Below are 21,575 nucleotides of genomic sequence, written 5' to 3'. Positions count from 1 at the left end.
CGTCGCATCACGCCCGAGCCTGCGGGGCCGGACACATCTTGCGCGCAGGGCCGCACACGCCCTATCTCTATGAAAAATATAGAGGATTGGACGCATATTCTCGTGCTGTGTTGGCATTGTGGCCCGGGGCGCTCCGTACTACGCTCTGACCGAGTCTATGCATCTGCCTCCGATTACGCTTTCTATCATTTGACAGGTTGTTTCAGGTTTTTTGTCGTATAGGGGCGTAAAATGACGATGGAACCAGAGATCCTCCGCCGCCATGGCTGGCTGTCCGGGCGTACGCCCGAGGTGCAGGCGCGCATCCTCGAGGGGGGGCGGCTGCGCAGCTTCGCGCCCGGTGAAACCGTGTACCGGGTCGGGGACACGTCCGAGGGGCTCTACGGTCTTGCCCGGGGCAATGTGACGATCGCGATCCCCAATACCATCGGCAGCGAGCACACGATCTATCAGGCCACGCCCGGCTTCTGGATCGGCGATCTGGCGCTCTTTTCCAAGCAACGCCGCCTTGTCACCGTGCTCGCGGTGTCCGAGGTCGAGGTCTACTTCATCCCGCAGCCCAAGCTGGCTGCCCTTGTGCGCGATGAGCCGGGGATGCTGCGCGAGTTCTATGCGCTGAGCCATGTGAACATGGAACTGCAGCTCAACATTCTGGCGAACCTGTCCATCCCGAACTCGGAAAAACGCATCGCTGCCTTCCTGCTGTATTCCAACTCGGTGCAGGCCGAGCCCGGCGCGTGGCTCGAGACGCCGCAGGATCGTCTGGCCACGATGACGGCCCTGTCCCTGCCCACCGTGCAGCGGCTGGTCAAGCGGCTGGCCAGCCTTGGGTTGATCGAGATCGGCTATGGCCGGATCCGGGTGCAGGATGCCGAGGCTCTGGCACGGTACGCGGCGGAATGAGCGGGAGCGCTCGCATCACGCGCCGCCCGCTGCGCTGGGTCGTCGCGCTGGGTCTGAGCGCGGTCTGCGCGGCCCTGCCCGCAGCGGCTCAGGATCCGCGGACGCCGGCCTATATCGGGTCCGAGAGCTGTACCGAGTGCCACACGGAGGAGGCCGAGGCCTGGACCGGCTCGCACCACGCGCTGGCCTGGACCCCGCCCGATGCGACCCATGTGCTGGGCGATTTCGACAATGCGGAGTTTCTGCACAAGGGCGTGCGGACGCGGTTCACCACCGAAGACGGGCGCTACTACATCACCTCCGATGGGCCGGACGGGCAGATGACAAGGTACCCGGTCCACTCGGTTGCCGGCGTTGCGCCGCTCCAGCAATATCTGATCGAGACGGAGCCGGGCAAAATCCAGTCCTTCGACGTGGTGTGGGATGTGGATCAGGCGCGCTGGTATCACCTCTACCCGGATCAGGACCTGCCCTATTCGGACGGGCTGCACTGGACCGGGCCTTACAAGAACTGGGCCGCGCGCTGCGCCGAATGCCACGCCACGGGCTATGACAAGGGCTATGACCCCCGCAGCCGCAGCTATGCCAGCCGTCAGGCCGAGATCGGGGTCGGATGCGAGGCCTGTCATGGTCCGGGCGAGGCGCACCGGGACTGGGCCCTGCCGGGGGGCAGCTACGATCCGGGGCTCTGGAGCTCGGTGGGGGCGACCGGCCTGACCATGGATTTCACCGCCGGGGCGGAGGCCGAGATCCAGCAATGCGCCAGTTGCCATTCCCGGCGCGAGCCCTTCGAGGCGGGCAATCCGCTGCCCGGGACGGCCTATCATGATGCCTATCGGCTGACCCTGTTGCGGGATGGGACCTACCATCCGGACGGGCAAATCCTCGACGAGGTCTATGTCTATGGCTCGTTCCTGCAATCCAAGATGTATGCCAAGGGCGTGGCCTGCACCGATTGCCACAATCCGCATACGGCGCAGGTGATCTCGGACACGAACACGGTCTGCACCCAGTGCCACTCGCCCGCCGGAAACCCCGACTTTCCAAGCTTGCCGCTGGCCGATTACGACACCCCCGCGCACCACTTCCACGAGATCGGCAGCGAGGGGGCCCAGTGCAAAAGCTGCCATATGATCGAACGCGATTACATGGGCATTGACGGGCGGCGCGATCACTCCTTCCGGGTGCCGCGCCCGGATCTGACGGTGCGGACCGGCGCGCCCAATGCTTGCAATGACTGCCACACGGATCGCAGCGCCGAGGAGATGGCCGACATCCTGCAGGCCCGTTCCCCCGAGAGCCGCCATCGCGGCCCGCATTTCGCCGATGTCTTTGCCCGTGCCCGGGTCGCGCCCCAGAGCACGGCGGAGAATATCGTCGCTCTGACCGAATATCTGGAGCTGCCGGGGATCGTGCGCGCCACGGCGCTGGAGCTTCTGCATCCGATTGCGACGCCGGATCTGGCCAGCCGGATGGTGCCACTTCTGTCGGACCCGGATCCGCTGGTCCGGGCGGCGGCGATTCCGGTGCAACGGGCCGCGCCCAATACCGAGCGCGCCCCGCGCCTTGCTCCGTTGCTGGCCGATCCTGCGCGCAGCGTGCGCATGGCCGCCGCGCGGGAGTTTCTGAACATGAACCTCGCGCGTCTGCCCAACCGTGTGAACGCGGATCTGGGTCGGGCGATGTCCGATTGGCAGGCCTCGTTGATTGCGCGGGCGGATTACCCCGAGACCCAGATCGTGCTGGCCGGGATCGGCCTGACCTCGCGCAACATGCAGGCCGCGCTGATGGCCTTTACCGAAGCGGTGACCATGGATCCGCAACTGGAACAGGGTTGGACCATGATCGTCCGGATCCATGCCGCGCTGGGCAATGCGGATGCGGCCCGGGCCGCTGCGGAGGATGCGATCGCGGCCAATCCCGACAGCGTCCCGCTCAAGGTTCTGCGCGGCGAGCTGGGCCCGTAGCGCAGCATACGCGCCGCGCCCGGCCCTCGCATCCGAGCACCGGGCGGGGCGACCGAGCCTCTTAGCTGCCCGGTGTGTTCCGAACAAAGCTGCTGCCACGCTCGGCGGTCGCGGTGAAGCTCATGCCGGTCACCTCCCACCCGCGCGCGCCCCGGCGCAGGTCGTGGGTGTAGCTGCCCCAAACCTCCCACAGGGCCTCGCCCCCGTTTTCCGGCGCAAGGCCGCGCTCCATCCGGTTCCAGGCATAGCCATGGCTGTAGACGGTGGCGGTGTCGGCGCTGGGAAAGCTGACCTGATGATTGCCGCGCAGGTGGAAACTCTCTTTCTCGGCGGTGAGGTTCCCGGCCCAGCCCGCGATCAACGCATCCGCCGGGATCGTTGCCGGGTCTCCGCCGATCAGGCTGGTGAAATCCACGTGGATCGTTTCGGCGAAATAGCTGCGCGCGGTCTCCCAGTCCTTGCGGTCCACGGCGATGTCGATGGCATTGGTGATGCGGATGATCTCGGCCTGATCGACGAGCTGTGCGAGGCTGGTGGCAGGCATCTGCGGGCTCTCGGCCTGTGCGGTCATGGGGGCGAGCGCGATAAGCAGGACGGCGAGGGGGGAAAGGCGGGTCATGGAACGTCTCCTGTGATGAGGTTGGGGAAGCGGGGGCCCAGGCAACGGCCCCGCCGGGATCAGAGGTCGGCGTCCGAGGTCTGGGCGAAATGGGCGGCCATGGTGTCGGCGGCGCGGCGCACATCCTCAGGATTGTCGTAGAAATCGAACTGCGTGACCTCTTCGAGCATCTGCAGCGTGGCCGGACCACCGAACCCGTCGAGAAAGCGGCGCAAGCCTTGCGGGATCGCGGCGGCCTCGGAATGCACCACGGCCAGCGGCTGGGTCAGCCGGTCGGGATTGTCAGCCGGGTGATAGGTCAGCCACCCCTCCCAGCCGGCATTGTTCCAGCGGTTGTCATAGGCCGGGATCGCACCACGCTCGGGCGCGTGGTAATATCCGCCGATGGGCATGAGCACGCCCTCTGCCCCTTCGGGACCTGCGGCGGGGATCACCTCGCCCCCCGCGGCAACGGCTGCGCGGCCCAGGGCGATCAGGCCTGCGACCCCCTCGGGCCCACCATAGACCGCCTCGACGATCTCGGCATCCTGCAGCCAGGGCGCGACAAGGCCGATCCGCTGAACCCCTGCATTCCCGGCCACGGCGTCGATCATGTAGCCCGCCGAGGCGCAGATCCCGAGACCGTTGATCCGGGTGGCATCGACCTCGGGCAGGGTCGCGACCACCTCGAAGGCCGCACGGATATCCGAGGTTTTGGCGTCCGGGCTCTCGACGAAGCGCTGGGCATCCGGCAGATCGCCCGACTTGCCCCAGCCCCGGAAATCGAAGGTGAAGGCGGCAAAGCCCCGGGCGACCATCGCTTCGGCATAGACGCGGGGCATCTGCTCCTCGACGCTGGTCCAGGCGCCGGTCACGACCACCGCAGGCAGGGCCGCGCCGTCATGATCCTCGGGCAGGTAGAGCGTGCCCGACAGGATCGCGCCTTCGTTCTCGAAGCTCACGCTGCGGGTTTCGACCTGCGCCAGCGCGGCGGTGGAGGCCAGAAGGGCGGCGGCGGTGGTCAGGGTGAACTGGGTCATCTGTATCTCTCCTCTGTCTGGGCGGTGCGCCCGATGAGGACAGATCTACGGTGTCGGGCCGCCCGGTTCTTGGAGCGCCCTCCGGCGTTTTTGAACAATCCTGCTTTTTTGCCCCGCGCAGGTGTCAGGCGGTCCGGGTCAGCCGGTATCGCCGGGGCGTCTCGCCCGTCACCTGCTTGAAGCTGCGCGAGAAATGCGCCTGATCGGCGAAGCCGCAGGCCAGGGCGATCTCGCCGAGCGACAGTGCGGGGTCCGTCATCATCTCCATGGCCTGCTCGATCCGGTAGGCCATGACATATTGCATCGGCGTGCTGCCCAGCGTCTCCTTGAAGAGACGGCTGAAATGAGAGGGGCTCATCCCTGCCTCGGTGGCCAGCGCCTCGACGCTGATGGTCTGGTCGAGCCGGGCGCGGATAGAGGCCAGCACCCGACGGTAATGGGCCGAGGTGAAGCCGGTGCTGCGGCGGACGGGCTCGGGCCGCTCCTGCCCGTAGCGCTGCAGGAGCTTGACGAGAAACACCCGGCTCATGGCCTCGAACATCACGCCGGAGGTGACATCGCCCGTCTCCAGCGCGTCGCGCAGCATCACTCCCGCCGTGCAGAGATCGGGATCTGTAAACAGGGGCAGATCGCGGAATTGCTGCGGATCGAGCAGCAGCCCCATCTCGCGCTGGGCGAATTGCGCCACCCGCTCAGGATCCAGCGTCACCACGATCACATCCGAGGTCGCGAACCAGCGCCAGCCCGACCGCATGCCCGCCGGGGTCACGATGATATCGTCCTTGCGGAAGATGAAATCATGCATCTCGCCGTCGCGGCGGTTCTGCACCCGATGCGGTTCCGTCTGCAGGTTCAGCAAGACGTGATGCTCGGCAAAGACATCCTCGGGCATGCTGTCCGGCGCGGCCTGAAAGTAGCGCAGAGACATGAGTGCGGCGGCCGAGACATGCTCGGACGCATCGCTGTTGAGCAGCGGCAGCGACGGATAGATCTCGGCATAGCGGCGCGGCATCTGCGTCCTCCTTTCCCAGCCCGATTTAGGGCGGGGTGTCGCCGGTCCCAGTGTCGGCGCGATCAGGCGCAGCCCGGGGGCGGACCCGCGGCCCGCTCCACCGCGATCAGCCGGTCGAGATTGCGCGCGCTGATCTCGCCCTGCACCAATGTGCGCCCGACCACCAGCGCGGGCGTCCCCACCATCCCGAACAGCTGCGCCAGCGCGCGGCTATCGGTCAGGGCAGCATCGATCGCTGGGCTCTGCATATCCGTCAGCAAGCGCTCGGCATCGAGGCTGAGGTCCTGCGACAGCGCGCGCAGATAGGCCTCGGTCGGCTGAAAGGCCGCCCGGATCAGCCGGGCATGGGTCTCGGCATAGCGGCCCTGCTGCGCGGCGGCGAGGGCGGCCCGCGCCCCATCGGTCGAGGCCGGGCCAAGGATCGGCAGCTCATGCCATTTCACCCGGAGGGCGCCGCCGGAGGCTGCCTCCAACGCGTTCAGGCGCGGGGTCAGGACCCGGCAGAACGGGCAGGCATAATCGCTGAACGAGGCGATGGGCACCACGCCGTCGGGCACCCGGTCCAGTCCGAACAAGGCCTCGCAGAGCCGCCCGTCCAACTGGTCCGGCGCGACCTCATGGACCTGCGCGGGTTCCAGCCCGACCAGCGGATCGAGGCCCTGGCTCACGCTGCTCAGGGGCAGGGCGCGGAACCCAGCGGGGGCGTCCAGCGCCTGCGCCTCCGGCAGCGGGGTCAGCAGGTCGCGCAGGGCCGGGCCGCCATAGCGCAAGGCGGAGTAGCCACCGGCCAGCACCACGGCCCCGCCGATGAATTGTCGTCTCGTGGTCATGGCGGCTCCTCGGCTCGGTTGCGCGCAGGGTGCCCCGGCGCGGGTTAACGTCAAGCCAAAGCTTCGTGATCGCGGTCAGCCCGTGCCAACATTGGGCGCGAGGCCAAGGGCGATCCCATAGGCGACAAAGCACAGCGCGAGCGCCCGGCGCACCCAGACATTCAGGATCGCACCCAGGGCCAGCTTGCCCAGGCCCACGCCCAGCAGCGTGTAGCCGCAATAGGACAGCGCGGTAAGGCTGAGCGCCGTGGGAACGATCACGCTCATCTGCGACAGGATCGGCACGTCGGGCTGGACGAATTGCGAGAAGGCCGCGAGATAGCCCGCAAGGCTCTTGGCGTTGAAGGTGGCAATGGCCAGCGCGCGCAGGTAGATCGACCGCCCGCCCGTGGCCGGGCGCACGGGCTGGGTCGCCGTCAGCCAGGCCCGGATCCCCAGCGCCACCAGCACCGCCGCCCCGCCCAGCTTGACCCAGGCAAAGACATCCGGCGCGGCGGTGATCAGCGCGGTGACCCCAAGCGCCGAGAGCGCGAGGAACAGGCTCGCCTGGGTCAGGATCCCCAGCACGCCCCAGAGCGCCTTGGGCATTCCATGATCGATCCCGTTGGCAATGCAATTGACCGCGTTCGGACCGGGCGTCGTCACGAACAGCGCCCAGAACAGGGCGAAAACGGTCCAGGCTTCGAAACTCATGGGGCCTCCGGGAATTGCCGGCACCCTAGGCAGGGCGGCGGGGCAGGCCAAGGCCCCCGGGCGGTGTCCGTACAAAAAGCGCTGTTCCCGGCGGCGCGGCTCTCTTATGAGGCGGGCATGCCGCCCTTGCCGCCAGATGACTACGCCCCGCCACAGGAGCCGCTGCGCCTCATTCACGAGGACGCGCATCTCTTGCTGGTGGACAAGCCCTCGGGTCTCTTGTCGGTGCCGGGGCGGGGGCCTGAGTTGGCCGATTGCCTGCTCAGCCGGGTGCAGACGGCCTTTCCCGATGCGTTGCTGGTGCATCGGCTGGACCGGGATACCTCGGGCCTGATGGTTTTCGCACTCACCCCCCATGCCCAGCGGCATCTGGGCCTCCAGTTCGAGAAACGCCAGATGCGCAAAAGCTATGTGGCGCGGGTCTGGGGCGAGATGACCGAACGCACGGGGACCGTGGATCTGCCGCTGATCGTGGACTGGCCGAACCGCCCCCTGCAGAAGGTGGATCACGAGACCGGCAAGCCCGCGGTCACCGATTGGCGCGTGCTGCGGACCGGCGCAGGCGAGAGCCGCGTGCGGCTGAGCCCCAAGACAGGCCGTTCGCACCAGTTGCGCGTGCATATGCAGGCGCTGGGCTATCCGATCCTGGGCGATCCGTTCTATGCCACCGGGGCGGCGCTGGCCTTCCCGCGCCTGATGTTGCATTCGGAATCCCTGCGCCTGCGCCACCCGGATGGCGGTGTGGGGATGACCTTTCGCGCGCCGGTCCCGTTCTGAGGCCCGATCGGGTCAGCTTGAAACCGCTCAGGCTGCCGCTAAGTCATCGGCGATTCGCTGCTGATTCGCGACGAAAATCTCGGCGCCTAATGGTGTCTGGGGTGCCTACGTGCACTACATCTGGTTTCGCTACATCCGGGGGTTGTGTGCGACTGCAGAAAACGCAGTCGCTTTTTGCGATTTTCAGGACCCATGTTACCGTTTTCGCACCAAGGCATTCATTGGGCCCTGGGGGGAAGCATTGAAGTGAGAAACGCTGCGACGCGTGGGGCGTAGGGGGATGGTACGAGCCTACTGTTTTAGTCGCGTGTCGCAGCAATTTCTCGCAGCCCACCCCTGCTGATGCAGACCTCATATCCTCAACCACACCGACCAACCACCAGACACTGCTGAGCGCGACGGGTCTGCCTTCTTGCTCGTCTTCCGAGCGGGGATCCCGGCGCGTCGGGTGTGCGACCGCCTGTAGCCCCGTTTCCCGGAGGTTCCCCTTTCCGCGCCCTGTTACAGAGGCTACAAGGTGCCTCATGCGCTGGACTATTCCGAATATGATGACCGTTGCACGGTTGCTCGCAGCTCCGGCTGTGGCGGTCGTGTTCGCCGTGCTGCCCCGGCCGCTGGCCGACTGGGTGGCGCTGGCGCTGTTCATCGGGGCCTCCCTGACGGATTTCCTGGATGGCTGGATCGCGCGCGCCTGGGGACAGACCTCGCGCTTCGGGGCGATGCTGGACCCGATTGCCGACAAGGCGATGGTGATCACTGCGCTGGCCGTGGTCATGGCGCTGAGCGCGCTTGACCCGCTGGTGATGATCCCGGCGGCGGTGATCCTGTTCCGCGAGGTGTTCGTCTCGGGCCTGCGCGAGTTTCTGGGCGCGGATGCGGGCAAGCTCTCGGTGACAAAACTGGCGAAGTGGAAAACCACCGCGCAAATGGTGTCGATCGCCGTTCTGATCGGGGCGATTGCGCTGGAATACATGCATCTGGCCGCCTTTGGCAGCCTGACCCGCGAGGCCTATCAGGCCGCGCTCGACACCGGTCCGCAGGACTGGAACATGGTCTGGCTCTCGGCGGTGATCGGCGTACCGGCGGCGTTTCTGGGCATGGCGCTCCTGTGGGTGGCTGCTGCCCTGACCCTGGTGACCGGCGCTGATTACTTCAGGAAATCCCTGCCCTTTCTGTCGGAGAAGCCATGAAACTTGACGTTCTCTACTTCGCCTGGCTGCGCGAGCGCATCGGCCTGTCGCAGGAACGGATCGAGACCGAAGCGAGGACAGTGTCCGAGCTGGTGGCGGAACTGCGCAGCAGGGAAGAACGCTATGAGCTGGCCTTCTCCGATCTCTCGGCGATCCGCGTGGCGGTGGATCAGGACCTGACCGAGTTCGATGCGGATCTCTCAGAGGCCCGCGAGGTTGCGTTTTTTCCGCCGATGACGGGCGGGTAAGCCATGACCGTTCGAGTGCAGGAGGCGGCCTTTGCGCCGGGGGCAGAGCTCGACGCCTTTGCCATGGGGCGCACGGATATGGGCGCGATTGTCAGCTTTACCGGCGTGGTGCGCGATCTCGCCCAGGGCGATCTCGACGTGATGGAGATCGAGCATTACCCGGGCATGACCGAGCGCGCGATCGCCAAGATCGTGGAGGAGGCTATGACCCGCTGGTCCCTCGGGGATGCGCTGGTCATCCACCGCTATGGGCGGATGGGGCCGGGCGATCGGATCATGATGGTGGCCACGGCGGCACCGCACCGGGTCGATGCCTTTGCGGCGGCGGAGTTCCTGATGGATTACCTGAAATCCCGCGCGCCCTTCTGGAAGAAAGAGATCACCGGCACGGGCGCGTCCTGGGTTGCAGCCACGGACGAGGACGAGGCCGCGCTGACCCGCTGGTGAGGTTGGCGCCCTAGCGTTCGAGCCGGCTGCGCAGCTCTTGCGCCTCGGCCCGCGCCTCGCGCAGCCCGTCCATGGCCGCCGCCAGTTCCGCCTCGGTTTGCGTCATCGCATTTGTCAGCTCGCGCTCGCGCTGGGCGAGATGGGCCTCGGCATCGTCGCGGGCTTCTTCGGCTTCATGCAGGGCCTGGGCCATGCTTTCGAGCTCGCCAAGTTCGGCCTTGGTCACCCGCGACAGCCGCGCGATGGCCCAATGGGTGAACCAGCCCAGAAGAAACACCACGAACAGGATGACCGCCGTGGCGGCGATGAATTCCGTCTGGTTCATTCTGCGGGTCCTTCGCTTGGCTCGTCTGTCGTCTCCCCGGGCGTGCGCACGGGCGGAGTCGGGGGCGTGAAGCTGATCCGCCGGTTCGCCTCCCGTCCCTCTGCGGTCTTGTTATCCGCAATCGGGACGGCTTCGCCATAGCCGATGGCCACGAGATTGCCCGTCAGCAATCGCCGCTCGGCCAGGGCGGCCAGCACCGCGTCGGCGCGCGCCTGACTGAGGTTGAGGTTCATGCTCTCCCGGCCCTGATCGTCCGTGTGCCCGGCGATCTCGATCTGCACATGGGCGCAATCGGCGATCACCTCGGCAATGCGGTCGATGATCCCCCGCGCTTCGGCGGCGATCTGCGACGAGCCCGGATCGAAGGTGATCTTGCCCTCGGCCTGGATCGCGTCGATGCGGGCAAAGCATTCCTCTTCAGTGGGCAGGGCCGTGGCCGGATCGAGGATCGGGTCATAGCGCACGTCCAGCCGCAGATCGGCCTCTTCCGGGATGCGCTGGGACAGAAGGCGTGCGACCTCGGCGGGCAGCCCCTCATCCCCCGTGCGCCCGGCAAGTCGCACGAAATCCGGGGATACGGTGACCGACCCGTTATGCAGATGGCTCAGCGCCTCGACCGCGGCCAGCACACGGATCGACCAGCCCTCGGGCACCTGCGGGGCGACGGAGGTGGCGCTATAGACATTATCCGCCCCGAACAGCGCTTCGGCCAGGGCTGCGGTCACCTCTTTGCGGGTCTCGTCGGTCACGTGCCCCCGTAGCTGCACCAGCCCCTCGGGGCTGAGCGTCCCGGTAAAGCGCAGGCGTTCGGGCTCGAAGATCCCGGGTTGCGGCGCTTCGGGTTCGGCCAGCGTGCTGGTCAGCGAGAATACCGCCGGAAGATCCGCGCCTAGCTCGGAGGTCACCCGGTCAAACAGGGCGCGATTGGTGCCCACGGCGCCCACCAGCGTGACATCCGCATCCGACAGGGTCACGGTCCCGCCCCCCAGCGCGTCGATCGCGGCGATGCTGCGGCTGGCCGCATCGGCCCAGCTCGGCGCGGGGGCGCCTAGGCCAAGGCGGCAGGTCGCACTCTCCGGCGCACCGGCGGCCCGCGCCGCGTCGAGGATCCGCGCTTGCGCGGCCTCGGTATCGGCGGCGCAGGCGTCGAACCCGGCGCTGTCATCGGTTTTCGTGAACCGCAGCAGAAAGGGCGTGATGGCCGGGCGCGGGGCCGAGATCTCCAGCGTGACGTCCAGCCCTGCGGGAGCCTGCCGGGTGAGACGGGTCTCCAGCGCGGCCTTCTCTTCGGGGTTGTCCACCAGCGCGCTGACATGAACAGCCTCGGCGGTCACGCTGATCTTCGCCCGCGGCAGGGCGCGCACCGTGTCGAGCGCGAAGCCCACCGCGCCCAGCCAGCGCGTGGGCAGGGGGAAATCCGCGGTTTCGACCATGTTGGTGACCGGGCCGATATCCGAGATCCCGGCGCCCAGAAGGTCCGTGCCCATCTCTGCCGGAACCAGCCCGATGATCGACAGCCCGTCGGAATTGCGCAAAAGCTCCAGCGAAAAGCGGGGCGGGGCGATCTCGGTGGCCTCGACCACCTCCATCCCGTCGATGATGCGGTTGGGCGCGATCACCGTGCCCACCGCCGAAAGCGCCGCGAACCGTGTGGCCTCATCCGGTGCGGTGCCCAGCACGGTCACCCGCAGCCCGTCGATCTGGGCTTGTGCGAACTCCGTCCCGGCCTCGGCCAGCGCGGTTTCGACCCCGGCCAAGGTGCGGGTCTCGACCTCGAGCACGATCGCTCTTGCGGCGAACCCGCAGGCGACGGCAGCGCTGATCAGGGCAAGGGCGGGCAGAACTCTGCGCTTGGTCATGGGCACCAGGACGGTTGTAAAACGGTCCCCCGGTCCTACCGCCAGTGGCGCGCAGGTGCAATCAGGCCAGCAGCGTCACGGCGAGAAACAGCGCGAGGATCAGGCCGGTGTCGCGATTGGCGCGAAACAGCCGGAGGCAGGTGCCCGGATCCTCGGTGTCGAGCTGGCGCAACTGCCACAGCATATGCCAGCCAAAGGCCCAGACGCCGCCCAGCCCAAGCGCCAGTGCCAGCGGCGCCCCGAGCGGAGCCAGGGCCGTGATCACCGCACCGCCCGCCAGCACGGTCGCCGCGATCAGGAAGCCGCTCAGCCAGCGCCGGGACTGTGCCCCGAACAGGCGTGCGGTGGACTTCACTCCGATCAGCGCGTCGTCCTCGGTGTCCTGATGGGCGTAGATCGTGTCGTAGAACAGGGTCCAGGCGATCCCGGCTACGTAGAGCAGGACGCTCGGCGCATCAAAGACCGTGCCCGTCTCGGCGGTCCAGGCCAGCAGCGCGCCCCAGTTGAAGGCAAGGCCCAGAAAGACCTGCGGCCACCAGGTGAAACGTTTGGCAAAGGGATAGATGCAGACCAGCGCGAGGGAGCCGATCCCCAGCAGGATCGCCGGCAGGTTGAAGGTCAGCAGGATCCCGAAGGCGATCAAGGACTGGATCACCATCCAGATCAGCGCGCCCCGCACCGTGACCTGCCCCGAGGGGATCGGGCGCGATCGGGTCCGCGCCACTTGCGCGTCGTAGTCCCGGTCCGTGATGTCATTCCAAGTGCAGCCCGCCCCGCGCATCAGGAAGGCTCCGATGGCGCAGCCGACCAGGATCCACGCCGTGCCGAGGTCGAACCCGTCCCCCGCCGCAGCGCCCAAGAGCGCCGCCCACCAGCAGGGCAGCAGCAAGAGCCATGTGCCGATCGGCCGATCTGCCCGGCTCAGGCGCAGAAAGGGGCGCGTCGCCTCGGGCGCATAGCGGTCGACCCAATTGTCCGGCGGTGCGTCCGCAACGATGCCCTGTGCCTCGGTCTGCGCGTCGTTGCTCATCGGATCAGCCCTCCATATGCTGCGGTCATGTCGGCCGGAAAGATCAGGCTCTATGTAGAGCACCCTCTGGGGGCGGGGCAAACGCTTGGTTTGTCGCGGGACCAGGCCCATTACCTGTTCGGGGTGATGCGGCGCAAGCTGGGGGAGGTCGTGACCCTCTTCAACGGGCGTGACGGGGCCTGGGCTGCAGAGGTGGTCGAGGCGGGCAAACGCGGCGGTGTGCTGGCGGTGCAGGGGCAAACCGCGCCCCAGCGCGATCCGCCGGATCTCTGGCTCTGTTTTGCGCCGATCAAGAAGGCGCGCACGGATTTCATCGTGGAAAAGGCCACCGAGATGGGTGCGGCGCGCATCCTGCCGGTCCAGACCGCCTTCACCAATGCCGAACGCATCCGGCGGGACCGGCTGCAGGCCCATGCGGTCGAGGCTGCCGAGCAATGCGGCGGAACCTTCGTGCCGGAGGTGGCTGATCTGACCTCGCTCGACGCCCTGCTCCGGGAGTGGCCGGCGGATCGCCGGCTGATGTTCTGCGACGAGGCGCTGGCGGGGTCTGATGCGGATCCGACCGGACCGGGCGCGTCCGCGCCCTCGTGCAGCGAGGGCGCCATCGAGGCCTCTTGGGCGATTCTGATCGGTCCCGAGGGCGGGTTTTCCGAAGCCGAGCGCACGCGGCTGCGGGCGATGCCGCAGGCCGAGACGGTGCAGCTGGGTCCGAGGATCCTGCGCGCGGACACCGCCGCGGTGGCGGCCCTGACCGTCTGGCAACAACGCTATGGCGACTGGCGCTGAGCAAGGGCGCGCGCCGCCACGCAATCCCCTGTCGTAAACCAAGGTCACACAAAGCCCGGTCCAAAGCTTGACCGGTTTTTACATCTTGCCTAAAATTTGCGCCATTATGAGTTTGTTCCGAGGACCCGATATGCCCCGTACACCCCTTTTCCTTTCCCTCAGCGCCCTTGCTCTGTCCGCGACTGTGGCCCATGCCGCTCCGGTCTCTCCCGTCAGTTACGATATGCTCAATGGCGAGACCGGGTCCTTTACCTATTTCGACGACACCTATGACGGCACGGTTTCCGGGCGGAACCTGACCGGCGGGACCGGTGATCTGACCGATGGCGTGATTGCAGGCTCGAACTGGAATTCCAGCGGCCAGACCAGCTCCACACCCTATGTCGGTTGGTTAAACGAGACCCCGCGGATCACCTTCGTCTTCGATCAGGTCTATGCATTCAATTCGGCGACCTTCCATTTCGATCACTCGAACGAAGGTGGGGTGGACCAGCCCAGCTCCGTTACGATCAACGGGGTGAACAAGGTCGTTCCCTTTCAGCCGGGCAGCGCGCCCTTCGCATACACCTTTGATTTGACCGGTCAAACGACAGACACGCTTGTGGTCGACCTGTTTCGCAGTGCTCCTTGGGTGTTCCTGTCCGAAGTCACCTTTGACGCTAATGTCTCGCCGGTGCCGATTCCGGCCAGCGCGCTCTTGCTTCTGAGCGGTGTCGCGGGTCTCGGAGCCATGCGGCGCGCCAAGCGTCGGTCCTGACACCGATATTGATTTGAACAGGGGGGGCGCAGGTCGTACAAGGCCTGCGTTTCTCTGTTCAGGTCCACCCATGCCCTTCATCCGACCCGAGATTGCCGAAAGGCTGCGCGACTGGCGCGAGGTGCTGATCTGCATCGGGGTGCTTCTGCTCGGGCTCTGGATGACGCAGCAGCCCGGCCCGGTGGTCAAGGGCGTCGGTCTTGTGGCGGCGCTGGCCGGGGCCGGTCTGGGATTCGTGGCGATCCGGCGCAAGCGTTTCGCGGCCGAGGATGCCGCGCCGGGCATGGTCGTGCTGGATGAGCGCGAGGTGACCTATATGGGGCCCATCGCCGGGGGCTCGGTCGATCTGGACCGATTGAGCGTGTTGCGGTTGCGCCGACAGGCTGGGCGCAAGGTCTGGCTTCTGCAGACCGAAGACGGCAATGCGCTGGCCATTCCGCATGGTGCCGAAGGCGAGACGACCCTGTTTGACGCCTTTGCGGCGCTGCCGGGGCTCCATATGCCCGGGCTTCTGGCGGCGCTCGACTCCTCCGAGGATGGGTCGGTTATTGTGTGGCAGCGCACAATGGATCCCAAAGGCCTGCGCTTGACTTCTGGATCCTGACGGGACACCCCGGTGTTAAGAAACGGCCTCGGAGAGGAGCCCCCATGTCCATCCCCCAATCCGGCGGCGGCCCGATCGAGAGCCGCGCGCAACTGGCCGAGTACCTGAACGCAGGCTGCAAACCCAAGGAAGACTGGCGGATCGGCACCGAGCACGAGAAGTTCGGCTATTGCAAGGACACGCTCAAACCGCTGCCCTATGACGGCGCGCGGTCGATCCGCGCCATGCTCGAAGGCCTGCGGGATCGCTTCGGCTGGGCTCCGGTGCTCGAGGGCGGCAAGATCATCGGGCTGGAAAAGGACGGCGCCAATGTCAGCCTAGAGCCCGGCGGGCAGCTGGAGCTCAGCGGCGCGCCCCTCGTCTCGATCCACGAAACCTGCGACGAGGTGAATGTCCATCTGCGCGAGGTGCAATCCGTCGCCGAGGAGATCGGCGTGGGGTTCATCGGCCTCGGCGCGGCCCCGATCTGGTCGCACGCGCAGATGCCGGTCATGCCCAAGGGCCGTTACAAGCTGATGACCGACTATATGGATCGGGTCGGCACCATGGGCAAAACCATGATGTACCGGACCTGTACGGTGCAGGTGAATCTCGACTTCTCCTCTGAGGCGGACATGGTCCAGAAGCTGCGCGTGGCCCTCGCCCTGCAGCCTGTGGCGACTGCGCTCTTTGCGAATTCCCCGTTCCTCGATGGCAAACCCAATGGCCACAAAAGCTGGCGCAGCCGGGTCTGGCGTGACCTCGATGCAGACCGCACGGGCATGCTGCCCTTTGTCTTTGACGAGGGGTTCGGGTTCGAGGCCTGGGTCGAGTATGCGCTCGATGTGCCCATGTATTTCGTCTATCGCGACGGGGTCTATATCGACGCGCTGGGCCAGTCCTTCCGCGATTTCCTCGATGGCAAGCTTCCTGCTCTGCCGGGCGAGATCCCGACGCTCAGCGATTGGGCGGATCATCTGACGACCATCTTCCCAGAAGCGCGGATCAAGAAATTCATCGAAATGCGCGGGGCTGATGGCGGCCCGTGGCGCAGGCTCTGCGCGCTGCCGGCCTTCTGGGTCGGGCTTACCTATGATCAGGGAGCTCTGGATGCGGCCTGGGATCTGGTCAAGGACTGGGATGCGGAGACACGGGATGCGCTGCGCGTGGCGGCGTCCGTGGATGGGCTGCAGGCGGAGGTCGGCGGCATCAAGATGCATGATCTGGCCCGTGAGGTGGTCGCGATTTCCGAGGCCGGGCTCGCCGCGCGCGCCAAGCCCGGGGCCGGGGGCATGATCCCGGACGAGACCCATTTCCTCAACGCGCTGAAAGATAGCCTCGAGACGGGCCGCGTGCCTGCCGATGACCTCCTGGCGGAGTATCATGGGGCCTGGGGCGGCGATCTTTCCAGGATCTACGGCGCCTATAGCTACTGAGCGGTCCTCGCGTCAGGCGCTGGGTTGCGCCGCGAAGAAGATCAAAACAAGTGGTCCGATGATCGGGATCAGACACAGGAGCGCCCACCATCCGGACCTGTGTGTGTCATGGAGCCGCCGGACCAATGCGGCCAGAAGAGGCATGAACAGCGCGATGCTGAACGCCGCGCCCAGAATTCCGCCGGTCCCCAGACCACTTTCAAGGATTGAGAGCACCACGCTACCCAGCAGGTAGAACAGGAAGAACCACCAGTATTCCGGTCGCGTGGCACGACCAGAGAAATCCGCGTATTTGCGAAAGCATGTTTTGACGGCGTCTTGAAAGGTCATTGGATCCTGCTGCGTTGGCTGGGCGCTGACCTCAAGGTGGGGCCCCTTCCTGTCCGGCTCAAGATGGGGCTTGCTTGACCCGCGCGAGATAGAGGGCGTGAACTTCTGCCTTGCGGTCCTCTTCAGTGCTCGGCCCAAGCTTGTTGGGCTTTGGGGGTTTTTCTCTGCGGCGCAGGCCGGCAGAGGCGCCGAACCGGTTCGGTCCCTGGGTGCCGGGCAGCAGGCTGAACACGAAGAGGATCAGCGCCCCCACAAGCGGGACAAAGGCTATCAGCCACCAGAATCCGGAGCGGTCGATGTCATGCAGCCGTCGTACCAGCAGGCTCCAGGAGGGCAGCGAGAAGAGGATGAAGCTGGCCAGCGCATAGGAAGGATCGCGGAGCTTGGCTTCGAGTGTGAGCAGCGTCTCGGGCGTCATTAGAAAGACGCCAGCCAAGACAAGCCCGACACCGACGAGAAACAGGAAAAGGTGGAAGTACCAATACTGCGCGCGGCTCGCCCGACCGCCGAAATTCAGGATATTGACATAGGCGGAAAGGACGGCGCGCAGAAACCCCATTTCTACCCTTTCTTTTTGGCTCCGATCTTCGGTTCAGAGCCAGAAAGCAGGCGAATTATGTTCTCTCTATGGCGGATCCAGATCAAAACGCCGAGGAATGTACAGAACGCGGCCGCGTCCGGGCGGCCAAAGCCCCAGGCAAAGACCGGGGTCATCAGCGCCGCGATCAGGGCCGAGAGGGACGAAAAGCGGAAAGCCGCGGCGCAGAGCAGCCAGATCAAGCAGGCCGCCACACCGAGGGGCCAGGCCAGCGCGAGAAGCGTGCCGAGGAAGGTCGCGACCCCCTTGCCGCCCTTGAATTTCAGGTAGACGGGGAAGCAATGGCCGAGAAACGCCGCTGCCCCGGCGAGCTGTGCGGCGTCCTCGCCAAAAGCCGCCCGGGCGATCAGGACCGCCACGGCCCCCTTGCCCGCATCGAGGATCAGCGTCGCCGCCGCGGCCGGTTTGCTGCCCGTGCGGAGCACATTGGTCGCGCCGATATTGCCCGATCCGATCTCCCGCAGATTGCCGAGGCCCATCAGCTTGGCGATGACCATGCCGAAGGGCACCGCCCCGAGCAGATAGGCCGCCAGCGCCACGAGGGCGAGCAGGCCCGGCGCCGTGGTGATCTCGGGGATCATAGCCCGTCTCGCGCGTAGATCTGCGTACCGCCGACGAAGCTGCGCAGGACGCGCCCCTGCATCCGCGCGCCGTCAAAGGGCGTGTTCTTGGATTTCGAATGCAGCTTGGCGCGGTCCAGCACGAAGGGCGCGTCCGGGTCGAACAGCACCAGATCCGCAGGCGCCCCGACCGTCATCCGCCCCTGGGGCAGGCCGAGACGGTCGGCCGGGTTCAGGCTCAGGGCGCGCCACAGGACCGGCAGGCTCAGATCCCCGGAATGCACCAGCCGCAGGGCCGCAGGCAGCAGGGTTTCCAACCCGACCGCACCCGAGGCAGCCTCTTCAAAGGGCAGGCGCTTGCTTTCTTCGTCCTGCGGCGTGTGCATGGAGCAGATCACATCGATCACGCCCTGGGCCACGGCCTCGACCATGGCGAGGCGGTCGTCTTCGCTGCGCAATGGGGGCTTGACCTTGAAGAAGGTGCGATAGTCTCCCACGTCGAACGCGTTCAGGGTCAGGTGATGGATCGACACACCGGCCGTCACATCGAGCCCGATCTCCTTGGCGCGGGTCAGCGCGGGCAACGCCCGCGCCGTGGTGATCTGGTCCGCGTGATAGCGCGCACCGGTCATCTCGACGAGGGCGAGGTCCCGTTCTAGCCCCATGCGTTCCGCCATGGGCGAGACCGCAGGCAGCCCGCGCAGGGTCGCGAATTTGCCCGAGGTCACCGCTGCCCCGGCGCTCAGCCCCGGATCCTGCGGATGGGCCATGACCAGCGCCCCGAGGCTCGCCGCATAGCTCAGGCAACGGGAGAACACCTTGGGATTCTCGACCACATGATCGCCATCGGAAAAGGCCACCGCCCCGGCATCGCGCAGAAAGCCGATCTCGACCATTTCGCGCCCGGCCCGGCCCTTGGTGAGCGCCGCCATGGGGGCCAGCCGCACCGGGCTCATCTGGGCGGCGCGACGGGCCGCGAATTCGAGGGTTTCGGGGCTGTCGATGGTGGGCGAGGTATCGGCGCGGGTGACCATGGTGGTCACGCCGCCGGCGGCCGCGGCGCGCCCGGCGGTCTTGAAGCTTTCCTTGTGCCGCTCGCCCGGCTCGCCAACCTTGACCCCGATATCGACGATCCCGGGGGCGAGACACTTGCCCGCGCAATCCACGATCTCGGCCTCGGCGGGCAAAGTGTCGGCAGGCGACAGGATCCGGGCGATCTCGCCCCCCTCAATCAGCACGCCGCCCGCGCGGATCTCGGCGGCAGCAGGATCGATCACGCGGGCATTGATCAGGGCGGTCGGGCGCTGGGACATCACGCTCCCCCTCGGGCCAGAAGAAGGACAAGCCCGACCGCCACCAGAAGCCCCAGCAGGATGAAGGGCAGCTTGCCGACACCCTTGGGGGCGGTGACGGGCGGGGCGCTTGCGGGCGCGGGCATCGGGTCGGCGGGGCGGGCGGGGATCGCGCCGCTCAGCGGGACGTCGGCCATCTCATAGGCGCCGATGAAGGTCAGATCCGGCCCCGGGCGCAGGGTCTGCGCCTCAAAGCCCAGCGCGCGCGACAGGACGATCAGCACCTCGCCCTCCAGCGCGTCGAGCCGGGAGCGATCCGCGCTCAGCTGCGCATGGGGAATGTCCATGGCCGTCGCCAGATACTGGGTCAGGCCCAGCTCGCGGATATCGGCGACGGTGATCGTCTCGGTATAGGTCGGATCGATCCGGTCGACGCCGAGCATGGCCTGCAGGCGGGTGGCCTCGGCGGCGATCGCTTCGGGGCTCTGCTCCAGACGGCTGAGAAAGCTCTGGGCGGTGCCCGTGCCCTCGCTCGCGCCGTTCACGGCAAAGATGCGAACCATGCCGGTTTCATTGGCCGGGATCTCGATCATTGCGCGGCCCCATCGGGTTTGGGTTCGGTTTTGGGGGCGGTCTCGGCGGGCGGACGGGCTTTGGCTCGGCCCGCGGCCTCTTCGATGGCCACCTTGGCGGTCTGCGCCTCGGCAAGGTACTTGATCAGATGCTTGTCGCCTTGCGCTGTGATGACCTGCACCGAACTGCCGAGCATGCGCACGGTGGTGATGTCGCGAAGCGCCATCTTGCGCCATCCGGGACCTTCGAGCCGGTCGCGGCTCAGCTCCCAACTGATCGCCAGTTCCTCTGAGCTCAGATACCAGCCGCGCAGGGCGATGGCGGCCAGCCCGCCCACGGCCCCGGTCCAGGGGTAGGGATTGCCCATCGCCCAGAGCACGCCCATCCCGATCGCCATGGCGATGGCGGCCATGGTCGCATAGGCGCGCAGATAGGCCATCCGGTCCGGGCGAAAGACGGTCACGCTCATACCATGACCCCGGCTGGCGCGCTGTGCAGGTTCCGCGCCAGCAGATCCATGGCGGCCATGCGCACGGCGACACCCATCTCGACCTGTTCCTGGATCACCGAGCGGTTGATGTCATCGGCCAGCGTGCCGTCGATCTCGACCCCGCGATTCATCGGGCCGGGATGCATGACGATGGCGTCGGGCTTGGCATAGGCGAGCTTCTCTGCGTCGAGCCCATAGCGGTGGTAATACTCCCGCTCCGAGGGGATGAAGCCGCCATCCATGCGCTCGCGCTGGAGCCGCAGCATCATGACCACATCGACACCGTCGAGCCCGGCTTTCATATCCTCATAGACCTCGACGCCTAGGGCGGCGACCTCCGAGGGCATCAGGGTGCGCGGGCCGACGAGGCGGATCCGGTTCTCCATCTTGCCGAGCAGCAGGATGTTCGAGCGGGCGACGCGGGAATGGGCGATATCTCCGCAGATCGCGATGTTGAGCCGTTGCAGCTTGCCCTTGGCGCGCCGGATCGTCAGCGCATCGAGCAGGGCCTGGGTCGGGTGCTCATGGCGTCCGTCCCCGGCATTGAGCACGGCACAATTGACCTTCTCGGCGAGCAGGTTCACCGCCCCGGAATGGGGGTGGCGCACCACCAGCAGGTCCGGATGCATGGCGTTGAGGGTCATGGCCGTGTCGATCAGGGTTTCGCCCTTTTTGATCGAGGAGGCGCGCACCTCCATGTTCATCACATCCGCGCCGAGGCGCTTGCCGGCGATCTCGAAGCTGGCCTGGGTGCGGGTGGAGTTCTCGAAGAACATGTTGATCTGCGTGAGGCCGCGCAGGGCGTCTGCATGCTTGTCCTTGCGACGGTTCAGATCCGCATAGCGGTCGGCCAGATCCAGAAGGGTGACAATCTCGTCCGGGGCGAGGGTTTCGATGCCCAGAAGGTGGCGCGCGCGAAAGGTCATGGGAGCCTCGGAGTGAGTTGCCCGCTTATAGGCGCAGGCGGGTCGGACGGGCAAGGGGAGGGGCACCGGGAACACATCCGATTGCGGCGCCGCGTCGCGCTGGGTAGGGTCGCGCCATGGATCAGGAGCTGGATTATCACGCCCTGCGCGCGGCGCTGGAATGGCAGGTGGAGCTTGGGGCGACCGAGGCCATCGGCGATGTGCCCGTGGACCGCACGGCGATCCCGGCCAGCGCGCCGAAAGCGTCACCCGTGGCGGCGGCGGGCCCCCCCCCCCCCCCCGCCCCCCCCCCCCCCCCCCCCCCGGCCCACCACGCGCCGGGGGG

25 protein-coding genes and 1 pseudogene are annotated in these 21,575 nt (G+C 66.7%); 11 read left to right on the top strand and 15 right to left on the bottom strand.

The annotated features are described in order from the left end of the window. Window positions 1–231 precede the first annotated feature (231 nt). Window positions 232–903, top strand: coding sequence for a Crp/Fnr family transcriptional regulator (locus ACP150_RS18845; RefSeq protein WP_424968241.1), 672 nt, complete (start codon window positions 232–234; stop codon window positions 901–903). After that, entirely contained in the window at window positions 900–2,870 is a 1,971-nt protein-coding gene (locus ACP150_RS18840) for a multiheme c-type cytochrome (protein WP_424968240.1), read from the top strand. Before ACP150_RS18845 ends, ACP150_RS18840 begins: the two co-directional genes overlap by 4 nt. Window positions 2,871–2,931: 61 nt before the next feature. On the opposite strand, the gene ACP150_RS18835 is transcribed toward ACP150_RS18840, so the two are convergent. The 5 genes from ACP150_RS18835 to ACP150_RS18815 all read right to left on the bottom strand — a co-directional run bounded on the left by ACP150_RS18835 (window position 2,932) and on the right by ACP150_RS18815 (window position 7,043). Beyond that, entirely contained in the window at window positions 2,932–3,489 is a 558-nt protein-coding gene (locus ACP150_RS18835; protein ID WP_424968239.1) for a nuclear transport factor 2 family protein, read from the bottom strand. Between the two features lie 59 nt (window positions 3,490–3,548). Continuing rightward, window positions 3,549–4,508 (bottom strand): alpha/beta hydrolase, encoded by a 960-nt coding sequence (locus ACP150_RS18830; RefSeq protein WP_424968238.1) that lies wholly within the window; start codon window positions 4,506–4,508, stop codon window positions 3,549–3,551. 124 nt (window positions 4,509–4,632) lie between these two features. Further along, complete coding sequence (locus tag ACP150_RS18825; protein ID WP_424968237.1) at window positions 4,633–5,520, bottom strand: helix-turn-helix domain-containing protein; 888 nt, start codon at window positions 5,518–5,520, stop codon at window positions 4,633–4,635. Between the two features lie 62 nt (window positions 5,521–5,582). Then, the gene (locus ACP150_RS18820; RefSeq protein ID WP_424968236.1) at window positions 5,583–6,350 is read right to left on the bottom strand and encodes a DsbA family protein; all 768 of its coding nucleotides are present in this window, start codon (window positions 6,348–6,350) and stop codon (window positions 5,583–5,585) included. A gap of 75 nt (window positions 6,351–6,425) precedes the next feature. Next, a complete protein-coding gene (locus ACP150_RS18815) occupies window positions 6,426–7,043 on the bottom strand; it encodes a LysE family translocator (protein WP_424968235.1) in 618 nt (205 codons plus the stop codon). Between the two features lie 117 nt (window positions 7,044–7,160). On the opposite strand from ACP150_RS18815, the gene ACP150_RS18810 reads away from it, so the two are divergent. From ACP150_RS18810 to ACP150_RS18795, 4 genes are all read left to right on the top strand, one after another. Then, on the top strand, window positions 7,161–7,820 hold the full coding sequence (locus ACP150_RS18810; protein WP_424968263.1) for an RluA family pseudouridine synthase: 660 nt from the start codon (window positions 7,161–7,163) through the stop codon (window positions 7,818–7,820). Between the two features lie 524 nt (window positions 7,821–8,344). After that, the gene (gene pgsA / locus ACP150_RS18805) at window positions 8,345–9,010 is read left to right on the top strand and encodes a CDP-diacylglycerol--glycerol-3-phosphate 3-phosphatidyltransferase (protein ID WP_424968234.1); all 666 of its coding nucleotides are present in this window, start codon (window positions 8,345–8,347) and stop codon (window positions 9,008–9,010) included. Further along, window positions 9,007–9,258 (top strand): molybdopterin converting factor subunit 1, encoded by a 252-nt coding sequence (gene moaD, locus ACP150_RS18800; protein WP_424968233.1) that lies wholly within the window; start codon window positions 9,007–9,009, stop codon window positions 9,256–9,258. Before pgsA ends, moaD begins: the two co-directional genes overlap by 4 nt. 3 nt (window positions 9,259–9,261) lie before the next feature. Beyond that, window positions 9,262–9,705: a molybdenum cofactor biosynthesis protein MoaE gene (locus ACP150_RS18795; RefSeq protein ID WP_424968232.1), complete on the top strand. Its 444-nt coding sequence runs from the start codon at window positions 9,262–9,264 to the stop codon at window positions 9,703–9,705. A 10-nt stretch (window positions 9,706–9,715) separates the two neighbouring features. Here ACP150_RS18795 and ACP150_RS18790 read toward each other — a convergent pair whose 3' ends face one another. From ACP150_RS18790 to ubiA, 3 genes are all read right to left on the bottom strand, one after another. Then, on the bottom strand, window positions 9,716–10,030 hold the full coding sequence (locus tag ACP150_RS18790; RefSeq protein WP_424968231.1) for a hypothetical protein: 315 nt from the start codon (window positions 10,028–10,030) through the stop codon (window positions 9,716–9,718). After that, window positions 10,027–11,889 (bottom strand): OmpA family protein, encoded by a 1,863-nt coding sequence (locus ACP150_RS18785; RefSeq protein ID WP_424968230.1) that lies wholly within the window; start codon window positions 11,887–11,889, stop codon window positions 10,027–10,029. The genes ACP150_RS18790 and ACP150_RS18785 overlap by 4 nt, the downstream gene beginning before the upstream one ends. A gap of 61 nt (window positions 11,890–11,950) precedes the next feature. After that, window positions 11,951–12,919, bottom strand: coding sequence for a 4-hydroxybenzoate octaprenyltransferase (ubiA, locus tag ACP150_RS18780; protein ID WP_424968229.1), 969 nt, complete (start codon window positions 12,917–12,919; stop codon window positions 11,951–11,953). 27 nt (window positions 12,920–12,946) lie between these two features. On the opposite strand from ubiA, the gene ACP150_RS18775 reads away from it, so the two are divergent. From ACP150_RS18775 to ACP150_RS18760, 4 genes are all read left to right on the top strand, one after another. Continuing rightward, complete coding sequence (locus ACP150_RS18775) at window positions 12,947–13,705, top strand: 16S rRNA (uracil(1498)-N(3))-methyltransferase (protein ID WP_424968228.1); 759 nt, start codon at window positions 12,947–12,949, stop codon at window positions 13,703–13,705. A gap of 130 nt (window positions 13,706–13,835) precedes the next feature. Beyond that, window positions 13,836–14,462 carry a VPLPA-CTERM sorting domain-containing protein gene (locus ACP150_RS18770; protein ID WP_424968227.1) on the top strand — a complete coding sequence of 209 codons (627 nt, stop codon included), beginning with the start codon at window positions 13,836–13,838 and terminating at the stop codon, window positions 14,460–14,462. Window positions 14,463–14,532: 70 nt separating this feature from the next. Beyond that, window positions 14,533–15,066 (top strand): hypothetical protein, encoded by a 534-nt coding sequence (locus ACP150_RS18765; RefSeq protein ID WP_424968226.1) that lies wholly within the window; start codon window positions 14,533–14,535, stop codon window positions 15,064–15,066. Between the two features lie 44 nt (window positions 15,067–15,110). Next, window positions 15,111–16,481, top strand: a complete 1,371-nt coding sequence (locus tag ACP150_RS18760; RefSeq protein ID WP_424968225.1) for a glutamate--cysteine ligase — start codon at window positions 15,111–15,113, stop codon at window positions 16,479–16,481. Window positions 16,482–16,493: 12 nt separating this feature from the next. Here the strand turns inward: ACP150_RS18760 and ACP150_RS18755 are convergent, their stop codons facing one another. Genes ACP150_RS18755 through ACP150_RS18725 form a run of 7 tightly spaced genes read right to left on the bottom strand, consistent with a single transcriptional unit; the run spans window position 16,494 to window position 21,250 of the window. After that, the gene (locus ACP150_RS18755; RefSeq protein WP_424968224.1) at window positions 16,494–16,811 is read right to left on the bottom strand and encodes a DUF805 domain-containing protein; all 318 of its coding nucleotides are present in this window, start codon (window positions 16,809–16,811) and stop codon (window positions 16,494–16,496) included. Between the two features lie 58 nt (window positions 16,812–16,869). Then, window positions 16,870–17,370 carry a DUF805 domain-containing protein gene (locus ACP150_RS18750; RefSeq protein WP_424968223.1) on the bottom strand — a complete coding sequence of 167 codons (501 nt, stop codon included), beginning with the start codon at window positions 17,368–17,370 and terminating at the stop codon, window positions 16,870–16,872. Between the two features lie 2 nt (window positions 17,371–17,372). Continuing rightward, window positions 17,373–17,990: a glycerol-3-phosphate 1-O-acyltransferase PlsY gene (gene plsY, locus ACP150_RS18745; protein ID WP_424968222.1), complete on the bottom strand. Its 618-nt coding sequence runs from the start codon at window positions 17,988–17,990 to the stop codon at window positions 17,373–17,375. Beyond that, window positions 17,987–19,282 (bottom strand): dihydroorotase, encoded by a 1,296-nt coding sequence (pyrC, locus tag ACP150_RS18740; RefSeq protein WP_424968221.1) that lies wholly within the window; start codon window positions 19,280–19,282, stop codon window positions 17,987–17,989. The genes plsY and pyrC overlap by 4 nt, the downstream gene beginning before the upstream one ends. Continuing rightward, entirely contained in the window at window positions 19,282–19,854 is a 573-nt protein-coding gene (locus tag ACP150_RS18735; protein ID WP_424968220.1) for a hypothetical protein, read from the bottom strand. The genes pyrC and ACP150_RS18735 overlap by 1 nt, the downstream gene beginning before the upstream one ends. After that, entirely contained in the window at window positions 19,851–20,303 is a 453-nt protein-coding gene (locus ACP150_RS18730) for a hypothetical protein (RefSeq protein ID WP_424968219.1), read from the bottom strand. The genes ACP150_RS18735 and ACP150_RS18730 overlap by 4 nt, the downstream gene beginning before the upstream one ends. After that, entirely contained in the window at window positions 20,300–21,250 is a 951-nt protein-coding gene (locus ACP150_RS18725; RefSeq protein ID WP_424968218.1) for an aspartate carbamoyltransferase catalytic subunit, read from the bottom strand. The genes ACP150_RS18730 and ACP150_RS18725 overlap by 4 nt, the downstream gene beginning before the upstream one ends. A 116-nt stretch (window positions 21,251–21,366) precedes the next feature. Between ACP150_RS18725 and ACP150_RS18720 the strand changes: the two are divergent. Further along, window positions 21,367–21,575, top strand: a pseudogene (locus ACP150_RS18720) (uracil-DNA glycosylase); the annotation flags it as partial.

This window comes from Dinoroseobacter sp. S375, from assembly GCF_049800775.1.
GTDB lineage: Bacteria > Pseudomonadota > Alphaproteobacteria > Rhodobacterales > Rhodobacteraceae > Dinoroseobacter.
Note: the sequence above shows the minus strand (reverse complement) of the source record. Positions and strands in the feature narration are given on the sequence as shown.

Bases quoted from the DNA above. Each gene is read 5' to 3' on its own strand.
- ACP150_RS18845 (WP_424968241.1), top strand. From the start codon at position 232: ATGACGATGGAACCAGAGATCCTCCGCCGCCATGGCTGGCTGTCCGGG.
- ACP150_RS18840 (WP_424968240.1), top strand. From the start codon at position 900: ATGAGCGGGAGCGCTCGCATCACGCGCCGCCCGCTGCGCTGGGTCGTC.
- ACP150_RS18835 (WP_424968239.1), bottom strand. From the start codon at position 3,489: ATGACCCGCCTTTCCCCCCTCGCCGTCCTGCTTATCGCGCTCGCCCCC.
- ACP150_RS18830 (WP_424968238.1), bottom strand. From the start codon at position 4,508: ATGACCCAGTTCACCCTGACCACCGCCGCCGCCCTTCTGGCCTCCACC.
- ACP150_RS18825 (WP_424968237.1), bottom strand. From the start codon at position 5,520: ATGCCGCGCCGCTATGCCGAGATCTATCCGTCGCTGCCGCTGCTCAAC.
- ACP150_RS18820 (WP_424968236.1), bottom strand. From the start codon at position 6,350: ATGACCACGAGACGACAATTCATCGGCGGGGCCGTGGTGCTGGCCGGT.
- ACP150_RS18815 (WP_424968235.1), bottom strand. From the start codon at position 7,043: ATGAGTTTCGAAGCCTGGACCGTTTTCGCCCTGTTCTGGGCGCTGTTC.
- ACP150_RS18810 (WP_424968263.1), top strand. From the start codon at position 7,161: ATGCCGCCCTTGCCGCCAGATGACTACGCCCCGCCACAGGAGCCGCTG.
- pgsA (WP_424968234.1), top strand. From the start codon at position 8,345: ATGCGCTGGACTATTCCGAATATGATGACCGTTGCACGGTTGCTCGCA.
- moaD (WP_424968233.1), top strand. From the start codon at position 9,007: ATGAAACTTGACGTTCTCTACTTCGCCTGGCTGCGCGAGCGCATCGGC.
- ACP150_RS18795 (WP_424968232.1), top strand. From the start codon at position 9,262: ATGACCGTTCGAGTGCAGGAGGCGGCCTTTGCGCCGGGGGCAGAGCTC.
- ACP150_RS18790 (WP_424968231.1), bottom strand. From the start codon at position 10,030: ATGAACCAGACGGAATTCATCGCCGCCACGGCGGTCATCCTGTTCGTG.
- ACP150_RS18785 (WP_424968230.1), bottom strand. From the start codon at position 11,889: ATGACCAAGCGCAGAGTTCTGCCCGCCCTTGCCCTGATCAGCGCTGCC.
- ubiA (WP_424968229.1), bottom strand. From the start codon at position 12,919: ATGAGCAACGACGCGCAGACCGAGGCACAGGGCATCGTTGCGGACGCA.
- ACP150_RS18775 (WP_424968228.1), top strand. From the start codon at position 12,947: ATGTCGGCCGGAAAGATCAGGCTCTATGTAGAGCACCCTCTGGGGGCG.
- ACP150_RS18770 (WP_424968227.1), top strand. From the start codon at position 13,836: ATGCCCCGTACACCCCTTTTCCTTTCCCTCAGCGCCCTTGCTCTGTCC.
- ACP150_RS18765 (WP_424968226.1), top strand. From the start codon at position 14,533: ATGCCCTTCATCCGACCCGAGATTGCCGAAAGGCTGCGCGACTGGCGC.
- ACP150_RS18760 (WP_424968225.1), top strand. From the start codon at position 15,111: ATGTCCATCCCCCAATCCGGCGGCGGCCCGATCGAGAGCCGCGCGCAA.
- ACP150_RS18755 (WP_424968224.1), bottom strand. From the start codon at position 16,811: ATGACCTTTCAAGACGCCGTCAAAACATGCTTTCGCAAATACGCGGAT.
- ACP150_RS18750 (WP_424968223.1), bottom strand. From the start codon at position 17,370: ATGGGGTTTCTGCGCGCCGTCCTTTCCGCCTATGTCAATATCCTGAAT.
- plsY (WP_424968222.1), bottom strand. From the start codon at position 17,990: ATGATCCCCGAGATCACCACGGCGCCGGGCCTGCTCGCCCTCGTGGCG.
- pyrC (WP_424968221.1), bottom strand. From the start codon at position 19,282: ATGTCCCAGCGCCCGACCGCCCTGATCAATGCCCGCGTGATCGATCCT.
- ACP150_RS18735 (WP_424968220.1), bottom strand. From the start codon at position 19,854: ATGATCGAGATCCCGGCCAATGAAACCGGCATGGTTCGCATCTTTGCC.
- ACP150_RS18730 (WP_424968219.1), bottom strand. From the start codon at position 20,303: ATGAGCGTGACCGTCTTTCGCCCGGACCGGATGGCCTATCTGCGCGCC.
- ACP150_RS18725 (WP_424968218.1), bottom strand. From the start codon at position 21,250: ATGACCTTTCGCGCGCGCCACCTTCTGGGCATCGAAACCCTCGCCCCG.